The organism is Clavibacter nebraskensis NCPPB 2581 (genome assembly GCF_000355695.1).
Classification (GTDB): Bacteria; Actinomycetota; Actinomycetes; order Actinomycetales; family Microbacteriaceae; genus Clavibacter; species Clavibacter nebraskensis.
The window spans coordinates 1,930,413-1,950,501 of the sequence record NC_020891.1; the positions used below are offsets into that span (position 1 = coordinate 1,930,413).

Annotated in this window: 17 protein-coding genes; 3 read left to right on the forward strand and 14 right to left on the reverse strand. The window is 71.9% G+C overall.

The annotated features are described in order from the left end of the window. Positions 1-11: 11 nt before the first annotated feature. From murG to CMN_RS09150, 11 genes are all read right to left on the reverse strand, one after another. On the reverse strand, positions 12-1,112 hold the full coding sequence (murG, locus tag CMN_RS09100; RefSeq protein WP_015490523.1) for an undecaprenyldiphospho-muramoylpentapeptide beta-N-acetylglucosaminyltransferase: 1,101 nt from the start codon (positions 1,110-1,112) through the stop codon (positions 12-14). Further along, positions 1,109-2,398: a putative lipid II flippase FtsW gene (gene ftsW / locus CMN_RS09105; RefSeq protein WP_015490524.1), complete on the reverse strand. Its 1,290-nt coding sequence runs from the start codon at positions 2,396-2,398 to the stop codon at positions 1,109-1,111. Before ftsW ends, murG begins: the two co-directional genes overlap by 4 nt. Beyond that, positions 2,355-3,899: a UDP-N-acetylmuramoyl-L-alanine--D-glutamate ligase gene (gene murD / locus CMN_RS09110; RefSeq protein WP_015490525.1), complete on the reverse strand. Its 1,545-nt coding sequence runs from the start codon at positions 3,897-3,899 to the stop codon at positions 2,355-2,357. The genes ftsW and murD overlap by 44 nt, the downstream gene beginning before the upstream one ends. 2 nt (positions 3,900-3,901) lie before the next feature. Beyond that, the gene (gene mraY / locus CMN_RS09115) at positions 3,902-5,011 is read right to left on the reverse strand and encodes a phospho-N-acetylmuramoyl-pentapeptide-transferase (protein WP_015490526.1); all 1,110 of its coding nucleotides are present in this window, start codon (positions 5,009-5,011) and stop codon (positions 3,902-3,904) included. After that, positions 5,005-6,414, reverse strand: coding sequence for a UDP-N-acetylmuramoyl-tripeptide--D-alanyl-D-alanine ligase (locus CMN_RS09120; RefSeq protein WP_015490527.1), 1,410 nt, complete (start codon positions 6,412-6,414; stop codon positions 5,005-5,007). The genes mraY and CMN_RS09120 overlap by 7 nt, the downstream gene beginning before the upstream one ends. 1 nt (position 6,415) lies before the next feature. Continuing rightward, complete coding sequence (locus CMN_RS09125) at positions 6,416-7,960, reverse strand: Mur ligase family protein (protein ID WP_015490528.1); 1,545 nt, start codon at positions 7,958-7,960, stop codon at positions 6,416-6,418. A gap of 12 nt (positions 7,961-7,972) precedes the next feature. Further along, complete coding sequence (locus CMN_RS09130; RefSeq protein ID WP_015490529.1) at positions 7,973-9,754, reverse strand: peptidoglycan D,D-transpeptidase FtsI family protein; 1,782 nt, start codon at positions 9,752-9,754, stop codon at positions 7,973-7,975. A 91-nt stretch (positions 9,755-9,845) separates the two neighbouring features. Continuing rightward, complete coding sequence (gene ftsL / locus CMN_RS09135) at positions 9,846-10,520, reverse strand: cell division protein FtsL (RefSeq protein WP_015490530.1); 675 nt, start codon at positions 10,518-10,520, stop codon at positions 9,846-9,848. Then, positions 10,517-11,473: a 16S rRNA (cytosine(1402)-N(4))-methyltransferase RsmH gene (gene rsmH, locus CMN_RS09140; RefSeq protein WP_015490531.1), complete on the reverse strand. Its 957-nt coding sequence runs from the start codon at positions 11,471-11,473 to the stop codon at positions 10,517-10,519. Before rsmH ends, ftsL begins: the two co-directional genes overlap by 4 nt. A gap of 103 nt (positions 11,474-11,576) precedes the next feature. Further along, entirely contained in the window at positions 11,577-12,008 is a 432-nt protein-coding gene (gene mraZ / locus CMN_RS09145; RefSeq protein WP_012038555.1) for a division/cell wall cluster transcriptional repressor MraZ, read from the reverse strand. Positions 12,009-12,347: 339 nt separating this feature from the next. Next, on the reverse strand, positions 12,348-12,743 hold the full coding sequence (locus CMN_RS09150; protein ID WP_015490532.1) for an SCO2097 family morphological protein: 396 nt from the start codon (positions 12,741-12,743) through the stop codon (positions 12,348-12,350). A gap of 77 nt (positions 12,744-12,820) precedes the next feature. On the opposite strand from CMN_RS09150, the gene CMN_RS09155 reads away from it, so the two are divergent. Continuing rightward, on the forward strand, positions 12,821-13,942 hold the full coding sequence (locus CMN_RS09155) for a polyprenyl synthetase family protein (protein WP_015490533.1): 1,122 nt from the start codon (positions 12,821-12,823) through the stop codon (positions 13,940-13,942). Positions 13,943-13,994: 52 nt separating this feature from the next. On the opposite strand, the gene CMN_RS09160 is transcribed toward CMN_RS09155, so the two are convergent. After that, positions 13,995-14,336, reverse strand: coding sequence for an Rv2175c family DNA-binding protein (locus tag CMN_RS09160; RefSeq protein WP_015490534.1), 342 nt, complete (start codon positions 14,334-14,336; stop codon positions 13,995-13,997). A 211-nt stretch (positions 14,337-14,547) separates the two neighbouring features. Here CMN_RS09160 and CMN_RS09165 point away from each other — a divergent pair, with 211 nt between their 5' ends. Both CMN_RS09165 and pknB read left to right on the forward strand, forming a co-directional pair. Beyond that, positions 14,548-15,813 carry a LysM peptidoglycan-binding domain-containing protein gene (locus CMN_RS09165; RefSeq protein WP_015490535.1) on the forward strand — a complete coding sequence of 422 codons (1,266 nt, stop codon included), beginning with the start codon at positions 14,548-14,550 and terminating at the stop codon, positions 15,811-15,813. An 82-nt stretch (positions 15,814-15,895) separates the two neighbouring features. Further along, entirely contained in the window at positions 15,896-17,845 is a 1,950-nt protein-coding gene (pknB, locus tag CMN_RS09170; RefSeq protein ID WP_015490536.1) for a Stk1 family PASTA domain-containing Ser/Thr kinase, read from the forward strand. An 80-nt stretch (positions 17,846-17,925) separates the two neighbouring features. Here the strand turns inward: pknB and CMN_RS09175 are convergent, their stop codons facing one another. Both CMN_RS09175 and CMN_RS09180 read right to left on the reverse strand, forming a co-directional pair. After that, the gene (locus CMN_RS09175) at positions 17,926-19,296 is read right to left on the reverse strand and encodes a class II 3-deoxy-7-phosphoheptulonate synthase (RefSeq protein ID WP_015490537.1); all 1,371 of its coding nucleotides are present in this window, start codon (positions 19,294-19,296) and stop codon (positions 17,926-17,928) included. A 59-nt stretch (positions 19,297-19,355) separates the two neighbouring features. Then, positions 19,356-20,045, reverse strand: coding sequence for a lysophospholipid acyltransferase family protein (locus CMN_RS09180; RefSeq protein ID WP_015490538.1), 690 nt, complete (start codon positions 20,043-20,045; stop codon positions 19,356-19,358). Between the last annotated feature and the right edge of the window lie 44 nt (positions 20,046-20,089).

Genomic DNA, 20,089 nt, shown 5'->3' on the forward strand with positions numbered 1-20,089 from the left:
GCGGCGCGCGGTCAGCGCCGCGCGGCGGGCCGGGGCGGGCGGGCGGCGACGGCGGCGCGGACGAGGTCGGCCATGCGGGCGGCGCCATCGCGCGTGCCGACGGAGGCCGCCGCTCGGGACATGCGCGCGAGCGCCGCCGGGTCGGACAGGAGCGGGAGGACGTGCGCGAGCACCCAGTCGGGCGTGAAGTCGGCGTCGGCCACGACGATGCCGCCGCCGGCCGCGACCACGCCGCGGACGTTGACGGCCTGCTCGCCGTTGCCCACCGGGTACGGCACGTAGATCGCGGGGACCCCCACGGCGGTGAGCTCGGACAGCGCGCCGGCCCCGGCGCGGGACACGACGAGGTCGGCCGCGGCGATGGCGAGCTCCATGCGGTCGGAGTAGCCGACGACGTGATAGCGCTCGACGCCCGGGTCGGTGAACTCCTGCGCGCCGCCGACGATGTGCAGGATCTGCGCGCCCGTCGCGGTGATGCGCTCGGCCACCTGCACGACGGTGCGGTTGAGGCTGCGCGCGCCCGTGGATCCGCCCGTGACGAAGAGCGTCGGGCGGTCCGCGTCGAGGCCGAGCTCAGCGCGCGCGGCGTCGCGCACGGCGTCGCGGTCGAGGGTCGCGATCTCGCGGCGCAGCGGCATGCCGACGGCCTGCGCACGAGGGAGGACGGTGTCGGGGAACGTGATCCCGACGGCGATGGCGACGCGGGCCCCGAGCCGGTTGGCGAGGCCGGGCGAGGCGTTGGCCTCGTGCACGACGACGGACACGCCCGAGCGACGCGCGGCGAGGTAGGCGGGCGCGGCCGCGTAGCCGCCGAAGCCGACGACCACGTCGACGCCGCGCTCGGCGAGCATGCGCCGGATGTGCCCGACGGCCCGCGCGAACGCGGGCGCGAACGCCACGGCGGCGCGGTTCGGACGGCGCGGGAACGGCAGGCGCGCGATGGTGAGCAGCTCGTAGCCGCGCGCCGGGACGAGCCGGGACTCGAGCCCCTCGCGCGTGCCGAGGACGAGGATCGTGGACTCGGGCTCGCGCGCCCGCAACTCGTCGGCGACGGCGAGCAGCGGGTTCACGTGCCCCGCCGTGCCACCGCCGGCCAGCAGGTAGACCGTCACGAGCGCATGCCGATCACGGCCGGGATCACGTCCGGCGACTCCTCGGTCGTCGGCCTCCGGGCGAAGCCGAGCACGATGCCCATCGCCACGAGCGTCGTCACGAGCGAGGACCCTCCCGACGACACGAACGGCAACGGCACCCCGAGCACCGGGAGCAGGTTCAGCACCACGCCGATGTTCACGAAGGCCTGCACGATGATCCAGGTCATGACGGCGCCCGTGGCGACGCGCGCGAACGTGTCGGTGTTGGCGCGGATCACGCGGATGAAGCCGATGGCGAGCACGACGAACAGGAGGATGACGACGATCGCGCCGATGAGGCCGAGCTCCTCGCCGATGATCGCGAAGATGTAGTCGTTGTCGGCCTCGGGCAGCCACATCCACTTGGCCTTCGAGTTGCCGAGGCCGACGCCGAAGATCCCGCCGGCGGCCAGCGCGTACAGGCCGTGCGTGGACTGCCAGCAGCCGCCCGCGTAGTCGCACTGGCCGGTGATGAACTCGGTGACTCGGCGCATGCGGCTGTCGCTGATCACGGTCATGAGCACCGCGAGCACGGAGCCGATCGTGAGCATGAGCGTCAGCTTGCCGATGGGGATGCCCGCGAAGAACAGGGCGCCGAGCACGATGCTCGCCATGATGATGACCGTCCCGAGGTCGCCGCCGAGCGCGACGAGGCCGACGGCGCCGCCCGCGACGGGCAGCACGGGGATGAGGATGTGGGGCCAGGTGCGCAGCAGATGGCGCTTCCGGGCGAGGATGAAGGCCAACCAGATCACGAGGCCCACCTTGATGAGCTCCGCGGGCTGGAACGTCGTGCCCGCGATGCGGATCCAGCCGATGTTCTCGCCGACCTTCACGCCCATGGGGCCGAACACGAGCAGCTGCACGGCGGAGGCCGCGAGCAGGAGGACCCACGCCCAGCGCTTCCAGAACATGGGCGGCACGAGCGAGACCAGCAGCATCAGCGGCACGCCGATGAGCGCGAACATCCCCTGCTTGAGGAAGATGCCGAAGAAGCCGCCGCCGGCGACGAACGAGTCGATGCTCGACGACGACAGCACCATCACCAGGCCGAAGACGACCAGGAAGAGCGTGGTGCCGAGCAGGAGGAAGTAGGAGCCGCTCTCCGCGTGGAAGGCGCGACCGAGGTGGATCCGGGCGGCGAGGCCGCGACGCTGCGTCCCCTCCTGCGCGTCCTCGGCGGGAGCGGACGGGGTGCGCGGGCCGCGGGGCCCCGGCGCGTCAGCCGCGCGAGGGGTCCGCGTCGTTCTCGGGGGCAGTGTCATCCGCCGCACCTCCCAGGTGGTGGTCGACCGCGGCCCGGTATCGGCGTCCGCGATCGGCGTAGTCGGTGAATTGGTCCATGGATGCCGCTGCCGGAGCCAGGAGGACGGTGTCGCCCTCCCGGGCCACGCCCGCCGCGAGCCGCACGGCGGACCGCATGACCTCCTCAGTGTCGCTCTCGGCCACCTCGAGGACGGTCACGTCGGGCGCGTGTCGCGCGAATGCCGCGAGCACCTTGGCGCGCTCGACGCCGATGACGACGGCGGCGCGCAGGCGCGGCGCGTGGGCGCGGATCAGCTCGTCGAGCTCCACGCCCTTGAGGAGGCCGCCGACGAGCCACACCACGGAGGGGAACGCCGCGAGCGACGCGGACGCGGCATGCGGGTTCGTCGCCTTCGAGTCGTCGACGAACGCGACGCCGTCGCGCTCCCCGATCCGCTCGATGCGGTGGCTGTCGAGCTCGAAGCGCTGGAGCGCCTGCCGCACGACCGCCGGCGAGACGCCGTAGGACCGGGCGAGCGCGGCCGCGGCGAGGATGTTCTGCACGATGTGCGGTGCCGCGAGGCCGACCGCGCGCAGCTCGTCGAGTGTCGTCAGCTCCAGGGCGCTGGTGAAGCGCTCCTCGAGGAAGGCGCGGTCGCAGAGGATCCCGTCGACGATGCCGAGGTCGCTCGGACCCGGCGCGTCGAGGCCGAAGCCGATGGCGCGCGCGCCGTCCTGCACGTCCGCCTCGCGGACCGCGTCCTCGGTGGCGCGGTCGGCGCGGTTGTAGACGCAGGCCACGCGCGTGTCCGCGTAGACGCGGCCCTTGGCGGCGGCGTACGCCTGGCGGGACCCGTGCCACTCGAGGTGGTCGTCGGCGAGGTTGAGGAAGGCGCTCGAGTACGGCCGCACCTCGCGCATGTAGTGCAGCTGGTGGCTGGAGAGCTCGACGACGAGCACGTCGAAGCCGTCGGGATGGCGCACGACGTCGAGCACGGGCAGGCCGATGTTCCCGCACGGCACGGCACGCACGCCGCCCTCCTGCAGGAGCGCGGCCGTGAGCTGCGTGGTGGTGGTCTTGCCGTTGGTGCCCGTGATCGTGATCCACTCGGCCGGCGTCCCGGTCTTGTCGCGCACGCGCCAGGCGAGCTCGATGTCGCCCCACAGCGGGAGCCCCGCCTCCGTCGCCCAGGCGGGCAGCGGGTGCGCGGGCGCGTAGCCGGGCGACACGACGACGAGCTCGGGCGCGAACGCCACGAGCTCCGCGGGCACGGGCTCCTCGTCGGTGGGCCGGACCAGGCGCCCGCCGATGACGTCGAGCAGCGCCAGCCGCTCCGGCGACGCGTCGGCCGCGACCACGAGCACGTCCGCGCCGAGCTCGATCAGCGTGTCGGCGACGGAGAAGCCCGTGCGCCCGAGGCCGAGGACGGCGACGCGGAGCCCGGTCCAGTCGTCGTGCCAGCTGTGCAGGGAGTCGGGTCGCGCGAGCGCCCGGCCGTCGTCGAGGGGAGCGTCCGTCATCTCTACTGCGTGATCCATTCCAGGTAGAAGGTGCCGACGCCCGCCGCCACCAGCAGGCCCGCGATGATCCAGAAGCGCACGACGACCGTGACCTCCGCCCAGCCCTTGAGCTCGAAGTGGTGGTGCAGCGGGCTCATGAGGAAGATGCGCTTGCCGTGCGTGAGCTTGAAGTAGATGCGCTGGAGCACCACCGAGCCCGCGACGATCACGAACAGGCCGCCGATGAAGACGAGCAGCAGCTCGGTGCGGCTGAGGATGGCGAGGGCGGCGAGGGCGCCGCCGAGGCCGAGGGAGCCGGTGTCGCCCATGAAGATCTGCGCGGGCGAGGTGTTCCACCAGAGGAAGCCGATGAGCGCGCCCACGATGGAGGCCGCGATGATCGCGAGGTCGAGCGGGCTCGCCACCTCGTAGCAGCGGTACTCGTTCTGGTAGCTGGAGACGCTGTCGCACGACTGGTTGAACTGCCAGAAGCCGATGATGACGTACGACCCGATCGAGAAGATCGACGCGCCCGCGGCGAGGCCGTCGAGGCCGTCAGCCACGTTCACGCCGTTCGAGGCGCTCGCGACGATGAGGCAGATCCAGACGATGAACAGGCCCGTGCCGATGACCGCGCCGAGCGCCATGAAGTCGAGCGGCAGGTCACGGAACAGGCTGATGGCGGTGGACGCGGGCGTGAGCCCCGACACCGGGTCGCGCAGCGTGATGGCGAGCACCGCGAACACAGTGGCGACGATGACCTGGCCGGCGACCTTCTGCCAGCCGCCGAGGCCGAGGGACTGCTGCTTGCGGGTCTTCAGGTAGTCGTCGAGGAAGCCGACGAAGCCGAGGCCGACCATCATGAACACCACGAGGAGGCCCGACGGCGTCACGGGGTCGAAGCGGATCCCGTCCCAGGTGAGCAGGTGCCCCACGAAGTAGCCGATGACGCTCGCCAGGATGATGACGATGCCGCCCATGGTGGCCGTGCCGCGCTTGGTGTGGTGCGACTGCGGGCCGTCGTCGCGGATGAACTGGCCCCACTGCAGCCGGTGGAACAGCTTGATGAACAGCGGCGTCAGGAAGAGCGTGAAGACGAGCGAGATGGCGCCCGCGCCGAGGAGGGCTACCACGAGTACTTCTCCCCCAGCTCGTCGCCGAGGAAGCGGAGCCCGGCGGAGTTCGAGGACTTCACGAGCACCAGGTCGCCGTCGCGGAGGATCCGGTCGAGGATCTCGCGCGCCTCGCCCGCGTCCTCGGCGAAGATCGACTCGCCGTCCCAGGATCCCTGCGCGATGGCCTCGAGGTGCAGGCGGCGGGCGGGCCGGCCCACCACGACGAGCTGCCCGATGTTGAGGCGCACCGCGAGCAGGCCCACGCGGTCGTGCTCCTCCTCGGAGAACTCGCCGAGCTCGCTCATCTCGCCGAGGACCGCGACCGTCCGCTGCTCGGGCCCGCGGATCTGCGCGAGCGTGCGGAGCGCAGCCGCCATGGAGTCGGGGCTCGCGTTGTAGGCGTCGTTGATCACCGTGACGCCGTTGCCGCCGAGCACCTCCATGCGCCAGCGCTCGGCGCGCTGCACGGTCTGCAGGGCGGACACGATGGAGTCGCCGTCGACGCCGAGCGCCCACGCGCCCGCCGCGGCGGCCAGCGCGTTGGTGACGTGGTGCTCGCCGAGCACGCGGAAGGAGACCGGGCGCTCGGATCCGTCGGGCAGGTGCAGCGTGAAGGTGGTGCCGGCGGCGGACGCGACGATGTCGGTCGCGCGGACGGCGGCGCGGGCGTCCCGGCCGAACCACAGCACGGGCGCCTCGGTCTTGTCGCTCATGGAGGCCACGCGCGGGTCGTCGGCGTTGAGCACGGCGGTGTCCTCGGGCAGGAGGTCCTTCACCATCTCGGTCTTCGTCACGAGCGTCCGCTCGATGCCGCCGAAGCCGCCCGCGTGGGCGAGGCCCACCGTGAGGACGATGCCGACGTCGGGCTTCGCCATGCGGATGAGGCGCGTGATCTCGCCCAGCCCGCTCGCGCCCATCTCCGCCACGAGGAAGCGCGTGCTGCGCGTGACCTTGAGCATGGTGAGCGGCGCGCCGACCTCGTTGTTGAAGGACGCGACGGGCGACACGGTCTCGCCCTGCGTGGAGAGGATCGCGTGCAGCAGGTTCTTGGTGGTGGTCTTGCCGTTGGATCCGGTGACCGCGACCATCCGCAGCCCGCCCAGCGCGCGCACCCGTGCCACCACCTCGTGCGCCAGCCGGCCGAGCGCGTCGACCACGTCGGGCACGAGCACCTGGGGCACGGGCAGGTCGAGCTCGCGCTCGACGAGGAGGAGCGCGGCGCCGGCCTCGACGGCCTTCGGCGCGAACAGGTGGCCGTCGGTCTCCTCGCCGGGCTTGGCGACGAAGATCCCACCGGGGCCGATGAGGCGGCTGTCAGTGTCGACCGCCCCGTCGACGACGGTCTGCGCGGTGGCGTCGCCGCGCAACAGGAGGCGGCCGTCGACCGCCTCGGCGATCTCGGCGAGGGTGAGGGCGATCATGTCAGCTCCAGCCTGCGTCGCGGAGGGCCGCGCGCGCGTCGTCACGGGCGGAGAACGGGATCTTGCGCCCGGCCACCTCGTGGTAGTCCTCGTGCCCGGGTCCGGCGACGAGGATGGTGTCGCCCTCGCCGACCAGCGACACCGCCGTGCGGATCGCGGTGGCGGGGTCGGGCACCTCGTGGATCTCGCGGCCCGGCACCGCAGCCCGCGCGCCCGCGATGAGGCTCGCCCGGATCGACGCCGGGTCCTCGTAGCGCGGGTGGTAGTCGGTGATGACCACGACGTCCGCGAGGCGGGCGGCGATCGCGCCCATCTCGGCGCGCTTCGTGGTGTCCCGGTCGCCGTCGGCACCGAACACCATCACGAGCTTCCCGGGCGTGAACGGCCGGAGCGCCTGCAGCGTCTGCTCGAAGGCGTCGGGCGTGTGCCCGTAGTCGACGAAGAAGAGGGGACCGGTCTCGCCGGACACGCGCTCGGCGCGGCCGGGGATGTAGGCCTGGATGCCGCCGTCGCGGTCGAGCACGTGGGCGACGGCGTCGAGGTCGTAGCCCGACTCGACGAGCATGACGATCGCGAGGCCGGCGTTCGCGGCCATGAACCAGCCGGGCACGGGCACGCGCGAGACGAGCACGCGGTTGTCGGGGCCCTCGAGGCGGAAGCCCGTGGAGTCGGGCGTCTGCTCGAGGACGGTCACGGTCCAGTCGGCATCGACGCCGGGCTTCGAGGAGATGGTCGTCATGGGGATGCGGGAGCCCTCGACGATGCGCTGGCCCCACTCGGTGTCGAGCGACACGACGCCTCGGCGCGCGCGGTCGGGGTCGAAGAACGCGGCCTTGGCCTCGAAGTACTCCTCGAAGTCGGCGTAGTCGTCGAGGTGGTCGTGGCTCAGGTTGATGAAGGCGGCGACGTCGAAGACCAGGCCGTCGACCCGGTGCCGGGTGAGGGCCTGCGCCGAGACCTCGATCGTGACGGCGCGGACCTCCGCCTCGCGCATGCGGGCGAGGAGCGCGTGCAGCTCGCTCGCCTCGGGCGTGGTGAGGCGGCTGGTGATGCTCTCCTCGCCGATGCGCCGCTCGGCGGTGGAGGTCAGGCCGGTCACGACGCCGAGCTGGCGGAGCAGACCGTCGAGCAGGTACACCACGCTCGTCTTGCCGTTCGTGCCCGTGACGCCGTAGAGCGTCGCCGGGTTCTCCGCCGAGCGGTGGACCCATGCGGCGATGTCGCCGAGGGCCGCGCGCGGGTCGGGGGTGAGGATCACCGGCAGGCCCGAGCCCTGCGCGTCGGCGAGCCCGTCGGGGTCGGTGAGCACCGCGACCGCGCCGCTCGCGGCCGCGTCCGCCGCGAAGCGGGCGCCGTGCGCGCGGGCGCCGCGGAGCCCGACGTAGAGGTCGCCGGGCTGCACGTCCCCGGAGGACAGGGTGACGCCGGTGACCTCCACGTCGTCCACGTCGCCGGAGACGTCGAGCGCAAAGTCGCGCACCAGGCCGGACAGCGACCGTGCGACGGGATGCTCGGGGCGGAGGGCGGGAGTGGCAGGGGAGGTCATCGCCCTCATCTCTCAGTAGGTCGTCGGGAGGTTCGGGGACGGCACGCTGGAGGGCGGGACCCGGTAGGTCTTCAGTACCTGGGACATGATCTTCTGGAAGACCGGCGCCGCGGCCGCCGAGGACTTCATGGTATCCGGATTGGCCAGGCTGATCGACACGACGTACTGGGGGTCCTCGGCCGGCGCGAGGCCCGCGATCGACACCAGGTAGTTCTTGCCGTACTTGCCGTCGGCCTCCGCGACCTGCGCCGTACCGGACTTCGCCGCCACCCGGTAGCCCGGGATCGTGAGGTCCTTGGAGAGGTGCCCGTCGGTGACGACGGTCTCGAGCATGTTCACGGTGGAGTCGGCGGCCTGGGGTGAGACGACCTGCGTGCCGGTCGTGTCCGGCTGGTCCGTGACGGTGCCGTCGGCGGCCTTGCAGCCCGAGACGAGCGACAGCGGCAGCTTCACGCCGTGGTTGCCAATGGTCTGGTAGATGCTCGCGACCTGGAGCGCCGTGGTCGTGAGGCCCTGCCCGAACATGGTCGCGTAGTTGGTCTGCGGGTCCCACTCCTGCCAGGGGCGGACGAGCCCGCTGCTCTCGCCGGGGAAGTCGATGTCCGTCTTCTCGCCGACGCCGAAGGCCTTGAGGTAGCCGTAGCGGTCCTGGGCAGACAGGCGCTCGCCGAGCGCCGAGATGCCCGTGTTCGAGGAGTCCATGAGCACGCCCGCGAGCGTGAAGTGGAGGTCGGGGTGCACGTAGCTGTCGCTGAGCTTCACGTTCGGGCGCGTGAACGTGTACGGCGCCACCACGTGGGTGCCCGCGTCCGCCTTGCCGGAGTCGAGGAGCGCCGCGGCGGTCACGGTCTTGAGCGTGGATCCGGGCTCGAACGGCGAGCTGAACGCGCGGCTCCCCCGGTCCTCGGGCTTCGTGGCGGACACGTCGTTGGGGTCGACGGACGGGTACTCGGCGACCGCGAGGACCTTGCCGGTCTTCACCTCGACGATGGTCGCGTGCCCGTAGTCGGCGCCGACCTTCACGGCCTGCTCGGCGACGGCGGTCTGGGCGAAGTACTCGAGGTCCGTGTCGATGTTGGTCATCACGTCGCTGCCGTCCTTGGCCGGCTTCTGCGTGACGGTGCTGCCGGCGATCGGCACGCCGTCCGCGCCGCGCTCGTACGTCTGCGCGCCGTCCTGCGCCGCGAGGCACGAGTCGTACTCCTGCTCGAGCCCGGCCTTGATCGTGCCGTCACCCGCGATGTAGCCGAGGATGCTGCCCGCGATCTGCCCGTTGGGGTACGTGCGGCTCGAGACCGCCTGGAAGTAGATCCACGGGATCTTGAGGTCCCGGATGGCCAGGTACGCGTCCACGTCGACGCCCTTGGTCACATAGCCGAAGAGCGACTTCGGGTCCGTGGCGAGCGCGCCGGTGATGAGCCCGTCGATCTCCTCGGGCTTCTGCCCCGTGATCGCGCCCAGCTGCGCCTCCGCGTCCGCGAGCGACACGTCCTGCTTCACCGGCTTGCCGTCGTCGCCCGTCACCGTACGGGTGAAGTCGCCGGCCTTGGAGGGGTCCATCGTCACGTCGTAGCGGAGCACGCTGTCCGCGAGCACCTTGCCGTCGGCGTCGTAGATGCTGCCGCGGACGCCGGGCAGGGTCTGCGAGATGGCCCGCTTGCCGAGCGCCTCCTCGTTGAGCTCCGAGGCCTGCACGACCTGGATGTCGATGAGCTTCACGACGAAGACCCCGATGACGGCGAGTATCGCGATCAGGGAGAAGGCGATGCGCCGTCGGTTCGAGATCGTGCTCACTCGGTGGTTCCTCTCGGTGCCTGTGGTGCGGTGCGGTGCTCCGTCGGAGCGGTGTCGTGCGGTGCCGACGGCCCCTCGGCGGGGCCGGGCGTCAGCGGGTCTGCGGGGTCGGGATCGCCGTGGCCGACGCTAGCCCGGAGGCCGCGCCCGACGCGGGAGGCGCGCTCAGGGTCCCGGCGGTCACCCCGCCGGTCGCCTCGGCGGAGCCCGGGATGGCCGAGCCCGGGTCGACCGCGGCGGCGCCGTCCTGCGCGGTGGCGGCCTGGAGGGCGGCCGCGTGCTTCGTCGGGTCGCTCTCGATGGTGAGTGGCACGCCGGAGAGGAGCGAGTTGCCGATGAGGGTGTCGGCGGTGAGCGCCGTCGTGGCGCCGTCCTTGGCGTGCGGCGTGCCCTGGATGGTGCCGTCGAGCGAGAGGAAGGAGGGCGACGCGCTCGCGACCATGCCGAGCGCCTGGGCGTTCCGCGCCAGGTTCTGCGGGGACGACAGCCGGTCGACGTCCTCGGTCAGCGCCTGGTGCGTGCGGTCCAGCTCCTTCTGCTGCTGCTGCAGCGACTGGATCGCGTACGCCCCGTCGGACAGGCCGATGGAGAGCAGCAGCTGCGCGAGGAGCACGGCGAAGAGCCCGCCCACGACGATCACGGCGTAGACGGTGCGCGGTCGGGCGCGACGCTGGCCGCGGGTGGCCACGACCTCGATGTGGCGGGTGGGCGGCTCGGCGGACGGCCGGATCCGGGGACGCGCGGTCGCGCGTGCTGCATCGGTCATGCGTGTCGCCTCCTGGCTCGTTCGGCGGCGCGCAACCGGACGGATGCGGCGCGGGGGTTCTGGGCGATCTCGTGCTGGTCCGCGAGCTCGGCGCCGCGGACGAGGAGCTTCAGCTCGGGACGGTGCTCGGGGAGCTCGACGGGGAGCCCCACGGGTGCGGTGCTCGTGGACCGGGCGCGCAGCTCGCGCTTCACGATGCGGTCCTCGAGCGACTGGTACGACTCGACGACCACGCGACCGCCGACCGCGAGCCGGTCGATCGCGGCCGGCATCGCCCGCGCCAGCACGCTCAGCTCCTGGTTGACCTCGATGCGCAGCGCCTGGAACACGCGCTTGGCCGGGTGCCCGGCCCGCTGCACCGCGGCGGGCGTCGCCTGCTGGATGATCTCCACGAGCCGCGCCGACGTGGTGATCGGCTCCACCTCGCGCGCCTGGACGATGCGGCTGGCGTAGCGGGGGGCGAGCTTCTCCTCGCCGTAGTCGTAGAAGATCCGGCGCAGCTCGAGCTCGTCGTACTCCGCCACCACCTGGGCGGCCGTGAGGCCCGCGGTGCCGTCCATGCGCATGTCGAGGGGCGCATCCTGCGAGTACGAGAAGCCGCGCTCGACCCGGTCGAGCTGGAGCGACGAGACGCCGAGGTCGAAGAAGACGCCCTGGACCTCGCCGATCCCGAGCCCGTCGAGCGCGCGGCCGATGCCGTCGTACACGGTGTGGACGAGGTGGACCCGGTCGCCGAAGCGGGCGAGCCGCTCCCCCGCGATCGCGAGGGCGTCCGGATCGCGGTCGAGCCCGACCAGGCGGAGGCCGGGCAGCGCGTCGAGGAACGCCTCGGAGTGGCCGGCCATCCCGAGGGTGGCGTCGACGAGCACGGCGCCATCTCCCTGGAGGCCGGGGGCGAGCAGCTCGAGGCACCGATCGAGGAGGACAGGGGTGTGGATGTCGTCGAGGGCCATGGCATCCCGATGCCCTGTCCGCGGCTCCTGATCCCCATCCGTCCCGACCTGCCACCGGGGAAGTGCGGCAGGGCGTCGGACGGCTGGGAGTCAGGGGCCGGGGTCAGAACAGGCCGGGGATCACCTCCTCCGCGGTGTCGGCGAACGCGCTCTCGTTGGCGGTGAGGTACTCGTCCCACGTGCCGGCGTCCCAGATCTCGACGCGGCTGCCCGCGCCGATGACCGCAAGCTCGCGGTCGAGGCCCGCGTAGGTGCGGAGCGCCTGCGGGATGGTGATGCGGTGCTGCTTGTCCGGCGTCTCGGCGTTCGCCCCGGACAGGAAGACGCGCATGTAGTCGCGCGCCTGCTTGCTCGCGAGCGGCGCCTGGCGCATGCGGTCGTGCAGCTCCTCGAACTCGCGCGTCGTGAACACGTAGATGCAGCGGTCCTGGCCGCGCGTCATGACGACGCCGCCCTCGAGCTCGTCGCGGAACTTCGCGGGGAGGATGAGCCGCCCCTTGTCGTCGAGACGAGGCGAATGGGTGCCGAGGAACACACCAACACCCCCTGTCTCTCCGGCCGTGGTTCAGGACTTGCTCCACTTTACTCCACAGCCCTCCACCCACTGCCAGGCACGTGAGGTTAATTCGCAGCGAGTGTCCCCCGATCCCCGTGATCCCGTGGCATCTCGTGCGGGGAGGGATGTGGAGGGACATCCGTCGTCCGGCGCGCCGTGGACGCGCGACGACGCCCCGCCGGCGGTCACGGGGGCGGCCGGCGGGGCGTCGGGGAGCGATGTGGGGCGCGGGGAGAACAGGAGAAGGGGCCGATCCCGGTTCGGGATCGGCCCCTTCGGGTCGAGTGGAGGGCGGTGGAGGGCCGCCTCAGGAGGTGGTCAGTCCTGACCGCCCTGGCGCTTCTCCCAGCGCTCGTTAATGCGGTCCATGAAGGAGGACGACGAAGAGGGTCGCTTGCCGGAACCGCGGCCAGGGGCACGGGGCGCGGAAGCGGTCGGCGCACCGGCGCCCGCGTCACGCGGACTGAAGATGAGGAGCGCCCCCACGATCATGATGGCGAAGCCGAGGATGCCGATGATCGCCAGCTTGGTGATGACGCCGGCGGCCAGGGCGGCGATGCCGAGGACGATGACCAGCACCCCGACCACGACCATCGTGTAGTTCGGTCTGGTGCGGCGACCGCTGACGGTCGCCACGAAGTCTGCGTCGTTGTGATAGAGGCTGCGCTCCATCTCCTCCAGCAGGCGCTGCTCTTGCTCGGAAAGCGGCATCATGTTCCCCTCAGGCTCGGGACGACGCGTCGGTGATCACCTGTGGATTCTAGCTCCCTGCCCCTGGCTAGGCTAGGCGGGTGCCCGAAAGCGACCGCCTCGTCAGCCACGTCCAGACCCGCCTCGACGACTTCCTGACGACCCAGGCGGCGGGACTCCGGGAGATCAGCCCGGATCTTGCGCCCATCCAGGAGTTCTCCTCGGATCTGCTGAGAGGCGGGAAGCGGTTCCGCGCGCAGTTCTGCTACTGGGGGTGGCGTTCGGTGATCGACCTCGAGCCCTCCCCTGCCGGACGGCCTCAGGGCGAGGAACGACCGGGCTACCGCGCGGTCGTCGGCGTGGCCGCGGGCCTCGAGATCTTCCACGCGGCGGCGCTCGTCCACGACGACATCATCGACCGCTCCGACACGCGTCGCGGCCGACCCGCAGCCCACCGCCGCTTCGAGGCGCTGCACGCGGCGAGCGGCTGGGGCGGATCCTCGGCGGGCTTCGGCGAGGCGGGGGCGATCCTCCTGGGCGACCTCCTCCTGGGGTGGAGCGACGAGCTGCTCATCGACTCGCTCCTGGCGCTGGCGGACGGGTCGGCGGCCCGCGCCACCCGCGCCGAGCTCGCGACGATGCGCACCCAGGTCACGCTCGGCCAGTACCTCGACGTGCTCGAGGAGGTGGCGTGGCCGACCGTGCCCGAGGACGACACGCTCGCCCGGGCCCACAACGTGATCGTCTACAAGTCCGCGAAGTACAGCATCGAGGCGCCGCTCGTCGTCGGCGCGAGCCTGGCGGGGGCGACGCCCGAGCAGGTGGCGGCGCTCCGCGCCGTCGGCCTGCCGCTCGGCATCGCGTTCCAGCTGCGGGACGACGTGCTCGGCGTGTTCGGCGACAGCGCCGTGACCGGGAAGCCGAGCGGAGACGACCTGCGCGAGGGCAAGCGCACCGTGCTGATCGCGCTGGCGCGCCGGCGGCTGCCGGACGGGGTGCGCCGCACGGTCGATGCGCTCCTCGGGGATCCGGACCTCGACGACGAGCAGATCCGCGCCCTACAGTCGATCCTCCGCGAGAGCGGCGCCCTCGACGAGGTGGAGGGGATGATCTCCCGTCACGTCCGCGAGTCGCTCGCCGCGCTGCGCGAGGCCCCCATCGGAGCCCGCGCGAGGAACCAGCTCGAGCTGCTCGTCGACACCGTCACGCGCCGCGTCACCTGATCGGACCGCGGGTCGGACCCGGCCGATCAGCCCGCGGCCGCGAGGGCTCGGGTCAGGCGCTGGCCTGCGCGACCCGACGCACCTCGGCCTTGCGCCCCGCCAGCAGGGCGTCGATGGGGGCGGTGCCGAGGCTCGGCTCCTCCGTGAGGAGCCAGTGCATGGCCTCCTCGTCGGTGAAGCCGTTGTCACCGAGCACGATGATCGTGCCCCGCAGCTCGGACAGCGGCTCGCCGTCCCGCAGGAAGACGGTGGGCACCTTGAGCACGCCGTCGAGGCGGACCGCGAGCAGGCGCCTGTCCTCGATGAGCCGGCGCACGCGGCTGACGGTGAGACCCATGAGGTCGACGAGATCGGGGACGGTCGACCACTCACGGTCGGCATAGGGCTCGTTCACGCCTCACATGCTGGCACGTCCTGCGTCGACCCGGGACCGAGCACCCGGACGCGAGGCGCTTCGCCGCTCGGAACGCCTGCCTATCCGCCGAAGGCGCGTGTCGCTGTTCACTCCAGTCACATCCGTCCCTTATGTGCCCTTTTCTCTCCCTGCGTGTTAACGTGAAACACCTGCATCAGGGAATCGAGCACGACGGCCGGAGTAGACCAGCATGCCCATGACCGAACCCACCTCCCCTCGCGACACCAACCGGTCCTCGGACACCGCCACAGGACGCTCGGCGAACCGCCGCTCCAAGGCGCTCCTCGCGACCATGCCCATCGTGCTCGTCGGCTCCCTCGCGGTGAGCCTCGGCATGGCGTCGCCCGCGGAGGCCGCCCCCGTCAAGCGCATCCCCAAGGCCAAGTCCGGCCCGACGCAGACCAAGCTCCCCCGCATCGCGGCTCAAACGGCAGCCCCCGCGGCCGCGCCCATGGTGGCCGCGCCCTCCACGTACGTGGTCGAGCAGGGCGACACGGTGTCGAGCATCGCCGGCCGCTTCGGCCTCTCGACCGCGTCGGTGCTCGCGCAGAACGGGCTCGGCTGGAAGACCACCATCTTCCCCGGCCAGACGCTCACACTCGGCGGGTCCGGGACGTCGACCCCGGCACCGGCCGCGGCATCGACCGGATCGGGAGCGAGCTACACGGTCGTCGCGGGCGACACCGTGACCGGCATCGCGGGCAAGCACGGCGTCTCGACCTCGGCCGTGCTCCAGGCCAACGGCCTGCAGGCGACGAGCACGATCTTCCCCGGCAACCGCCTCACCATCCCGGGCTCCGGTACCTCGGCTGCGCCGGCGGCACCCGCCAGCGCCTCCCCCGCCGCGAAGCAGGGCCTCTCCGGCACGTACACGATCGAGACCGGCGACACGCTCCACAGCATCGCGACGAAGTCGGGCGTCACCATCCAGGACCTCCTGAACACCAACGGCCTCAACTGGTCGAGCATCATCTACGCGGGCAGCAAGCTCACCATCCCGCACGCGTCCGCGTCCGTCGTCCAGGTCGCGTCGCTGGACGGGACGACGATCATGACCGACGAGATGCGCCGCAACGCGCGCGTCATCGTCCAGGTCGGACGCTCCGCCGGCGTCAGCGACTACGGACTCGTCATCGCGCTCGCCACCGCGGCGCAGGAGTCGACCCTCCGCAACCTCGACTGGGGCGACCGCGACTCGATCGGCCTCTTCCAGCAGCGCCCGAGCCAGGGCTGGGGCCAGCCCGCCCAGCTCAACGACCCCGTGTACGCGGCGCGCGCGTTCTTCGGCGGCAGCGTCAACCCGAACCCCGGTGCGACCCGCGGCCTCCTCGACATCGCCGGCTGGAAGTCGATGACCGTCACGCAGGCGGCGCAGGCCGTCCAGTACTCCGCGTACCCGGACGCCTACGCCAAGTGGGAGGCCTCCGCCTGGGCGTGGCTCGACGAGATCGGCTGACGCCGATCCGCAGGCGCACCCGCCCGGCGGCGCACCGGTGTGCCGGGGAGGCCCCGGCACCGGCGATCCCTAGAATCATCCAGTGACCTCCAGCCCGACCGACCCCATGATCGGCCGTCTCCTCGACGGTCGGTACCAGGTCAGGTCCCGCATCGCACGCGGCGGGATGGCGACGGTCTACGTGGCGACCGACCTGCGGCTGGAGCGTCGCGTCGCCGTCAAGGTGATGCACGGGCACCTCGCCGACGACAGCGCGTTCCGGGACCGCTTCATCCAGGAGGCGCGCTCGGCCGCGCGGCTGGCGCACCCCAACGTCGTCAACGTCTTCGACCAGGGCCAGGACTCCGACATGGCGTACCTCATCATGGAGTACCTGCCCGGCATGACGCTGCGCGAGCTGCTGCAGGAGTACGAGCGGTTGACGCCCGAGCAGACGCTCGACATCCTCGAGGCCGTGCTCTCGGGTCTCGCCGCCGCGCACAAGGCCGGCATCGTGCACCGCGACCTGAAGCCCGAGAACGTGCTGCTGGCCGACGACGGGCGCATCAAGATCGGCGACTTCGGCCTGGCGCGCGCCGTCAGCGCGAACACGGCCACGGGGCAGGCGCTCCTCGGGACCATCGCGTACCTCTCCCCCGAGCTCGTGACGCGGGGCATCGCCGACACCCGCAGCGACATCTACGCCGTCGGCATCATGATGTACGAGATGCTCGCGGGCGAGCAGCCTTTCAAGGGCGAGCAGCCCATGCAGATCGCGTACCAGCACGCGAACGACCAGGTGCCCACCCCCAGCACAGCCAACGCGTCCGTGCCGGTCGAGCTCGACGAGCTGGTCCTGTGGGCGACCGCGCGAGATCCCGAGCAGCGGCCCCGTGACGCCCGGGCGCTCCTCGACGAGCTCTACGCCGTGCAGAACCGCCTCGACGCGCGGTCGGGCGACCCGGCTCCGCTCCAGCGCACCGTCGTCTTCCCGAGCGCCCCGGCGCTCCCCTCCGTCACGACCGGCGAGACGCAGGTCGTGGGCGGTCCGCCCGTCATGACGCGGCAGGAGGACGAGCGCACCGAGCCGGAGTCCGTCGTCGCGCTCGCCGCCGCCGGCTCGCGCCGTCGATCGCGCGGGTGGATGCTCGCGCTCCTCGTGGTGATGCTCGCCGCCCTCGCCGGCGGCACGGGTTGGTACTACGGGCAGGGCCCGGGCGCGCGCATCCCGGTGCCGTCCGTGACGGCCATGGCCATCGACGACGCCGCCGGCACCCTCCAGGGCCAGGGCTTCGTCGTCGCGCGCGCCGAGGAGCCGAGCGTGGACGTCGAGGTGGGGCACGTGACCCGGAGCGTCCCGGCTTCCGGGACGCCCGTCGACCAGGGATCCACCGTGACCGTCTACGCCTCGACCGGACCGCGGCTCCTCGACGTGCCCGACGTGGTCGGGGCCGCCGAGGCCGACGCCCGGACGCGCCTGGAGGGCGTGCCCTTCGTCGTGCAAGAGGCGACCATCCGGCAGTACGGCGACGCCGCCGAGGGCACCGTCGTGCAGGTGCTGGACTCCTCGGGAGCCCCCGTCGCCGCCCAGTACCCGGAGCAGCAGACGGTGACCCTGGTGGTCGCCGCCGGGAAGATCCCCCAGGTGAACGGCCGCTCCGTCGACCAGGCCAAGGCGACGCTCGCCCAAGCGGGGCTCGTCGGCGAGCCGGGGAAGCAGAGCTTCAGCGACGACGTCGACGCGGGCGAGGTCATCTCCGTCTACCAGCTGGACCAGAACCCGGTGCGCTCCGGTCTCGGCGACGCCCCCGGCAGCAAGGTGGGGCTCGAGATCTCCAAGGGGCCGGACCTCGTGGCCGTGCCGAACGTAGTCGGCCTCACGCGCGATGGAGCGAAGGCCGCGCTCGACAAGGCGGGCTTCACGTACGCGTACTCCACGTTCTGGGATGCGGTGCCGGACGGCATCACGAAGGTGGTGTCGGCGAGCCCGGATGCGGGCGCCATGGTCCGCCGTGGCTCCACCGTCAACCTCGGCATCACCGCCTCCGGCTGATCCGCCCGACGCCAGCGCGGACCCGGAACGACGATGCCCCACCGCCTCGAGGGCGGCGGGGCATCGTCGTGCTCGCGGGGTCAGCTGCGCGCGGCGGCCAGCTCCTCCGCGACGAGGAACGCGAGCTCGAGGCTCTGCATGTGGTTGAGCCGCGGGTCGCACAGCGACTCGTACCGCGTGGCGAGCGTGGCCTCGTCGATGTGCTCGGATCCGCCCAGGCACTCGGTGACGTCGTCGCCGGTGAGCTCGATGTGGATGCCGCCGGGATGCGTGCCCGCCGCCCGGTGCGCCTGGAAGAAGCCCTGCACCTCGTCGACGACGTCGTCGAAGCGCCTGGTCTTGTATCCGGTGGGCGTGGTGAGGCCGTTGCCGTGCATGGGGTCGGTGACCCAGAGCGGGTTCGCGTCCGACGCCTTGACGGCCTCGAGCAGGGGCGGCAGGGCGTCGCGGATCCTGCCCGCGCCCATGCGCGTGATGAAGGTGAGGCGGCCGGGCTCGCGGTCCGGGTCGAGCTTCTCGATGAGCTCGTGCACCGTCTCGGGCGTAGTCGACGGGCCGAGCTTCACGCCGAGCGGGTTGCGGACGCGAGAGAGGAAGTCGACGTGCGCGCCGTCGAGGTCGCGCGTGCGCTCGCCGATCCAGATGAAGTGCGCCGACGTGTTGTAAGGCGTGCCGGTGCGCGAGTCGATGCGCGTCATGGGCCGCTCGTAGTCCATGAGGAGCCCCTCGTGGCCGGTGTAGAACTCGACGCGCTTGAGGTCGTCGAAGTCGGCCCCGGCGGCCTCCATGAACTTGATCGCGCGGTCGATGTCGCGGGCGAGCTGCTCGTACCGCTGGTTCGCCGGGTTCGCGGCGAAGCCCTTGTTCCAGCTGTGCACCTCGCGGAGGTCGGCGAAGCCGCCCTGCGTGAAGGCGCGGATGAGGTTCAGCGTCGATGCGGCCGTGTGGTACCCCTTCACGAGGCGCGCGGGATCCGCCGCGCGCGACTCGGGGGTGAAGTCGTAGCCGTTGACGATGTCGCCGCGGTACGCGGGCAGGGTCAGGTCGCCGCGCGTCTCGGAGTCGCTCGAGCGGGGCTTGGCGAACTGGCCGGCCATGCGGCCCATCTTCACGACGGGCATGGCCGCGCCGTAGGTGAGGACGACGGCCATCTGGAGCACGGTCTTCACGCGGTTGCGGATGGCGTCGGCCGTGGCGCCCGCGAACGTCTCGGCGCAGTCGCCGCCCTGGAGGAGGAACGCGCGGCCGTCGGCGGCGGCGGCGAGGCGGGAGCGCAGCAGATCCACCTCGCCGGCGAAGACCAGGGGCGGCAGCAGGGCGATCTCGGCGGATGCCGCGTGGACGGCGGCGGCGTCGGGCCACTGCGGCTGCTGCTTGACCTCGAGAGTGCGCCAGTGGTCGAGTCCGGCGAGGACGTCGGGATGGGCGGGGACGAGGTGCTCAGAGGCCACGGTGGGATCCCGGTTCGTGTCGTGCGCGTGGTGCGCGGTGGAGGCGGGGCGGGAGACGGTCAGCGGGCCGCGCTCCCGCGCTTCTCCTTGACCGAGGTCGCATAGACGTCGACGTACTCCTGGCCGCTCAGCCTCGAGAGCTCGTACATGATCTCGTCGGTGATGGAGCGGAGGATGAAGCGGTCTCCCTCGAGGCCGGCGAACCTACTGAAATCTAGCGGCTCGCCGATGACCACACCAATCCGGCGGACCTTCGGGATGCGGGTGCCGATGGGCATGACCTTCTCGGTGTCGATCATCGCGATCGGGACGACCGGGACGTCGCCCTCGAGGATCATGCGGGCGACCCCCGTGCGTCCGCGGTACATGCGGCCGTCGGGGCTGCGCGTGCCCTCGGGGTAGATGCCGAGCATGCGCCCCTCGGCGAGCACGCGGAGCCCCGTGTTGAGCGACGCCTCGGACGCCTTGCCGCCGGAACGGTCGATGGGGAGCATGCCCGTGGCCGTGAAGAACATCTTCGTGGCCCAGCCCTTGAGGCCGGTGCCCGTGAAGTAGTCGCTCTTCGCGAGGAACACGAGGTTGCGGTCGACCAGCAGCGGGAGGAACACCGAGTCGATGAACGAGAGGTGGTTGCTCGCGAGGATGACGCCGCCCTTGGCGGGGATGTTCTCGAGCCCGGTGACCCACGGGCGAAAGGTGCTCCGGAGGAGCGGTCCGGCGACCAGGTTCTTCATGAACCAGTAGAACATCGTCGGTCACCTTCCGGGTGGGGTCGCATCCAGCATAGGCGGAC

Coding starts and splice junctions, on each gene's coding strand:
- ftsL (WP_015490530.1), bottom strand. CDS start 10,520: ATGACCGATGCAGCACGCGCGACCGCGCGTCCCCGGATCCGGCCGTCC.
- ftsW (WP_015490524.1), bottom strand. CDS start 2,398: ATGACACTGCCCCCGAGAACGACGCGGACCCCTCGCGCGGCTGACGCG.
- CMN_RS09125 (WP_015490528.1), bottom strand. CDS start 7,960: ATGACCTCCCCTGCCACTCCCGCCCTCCGCCCCGAGCATCCCGTCGCA.
- CMN_RS09180 (WP_015490538.1), bottom strand. CDS start 20,045: ATGTTCTACTGGTTCATGAAGAACCTGGTCGCCGGACCGCTCCTCCGG.
- rsmH (WP_015490531.1), bottom strand. CDS start 11,473: ATGGCCCTCGACGACATCCACACCCCTGTCCTCCTCGATCGGTGCCTC.
- murD (WP_015490525.1), bottom strand. CDS start 3,899: ATGACGGACGCTCCCCTCGACGACGGCCGGGCGCTCGCGCGACCCGAC.
- CMN_RS09165 (WP_015490535.1), top strand. CDS start 14,548: ATGCCCATGACCGAACCCACCTCCCCTCGCGACACCAACCGGTCCTCG.
- CMN_RS09150 (WP_015490532.1), bottom strand. CDS start 12,743: ATGATGCCGCTTTCCGAGCAAGAGCAGCGCCTGCTGGAGGAGATGGAG.
- CMN_RS09120 (WP_015490527.1), bottom strand. CDS start 6,414: ATGATCGCCCTCACCCTCGCCGAGATCGCCGAGGCGGTCGACGGCCGC.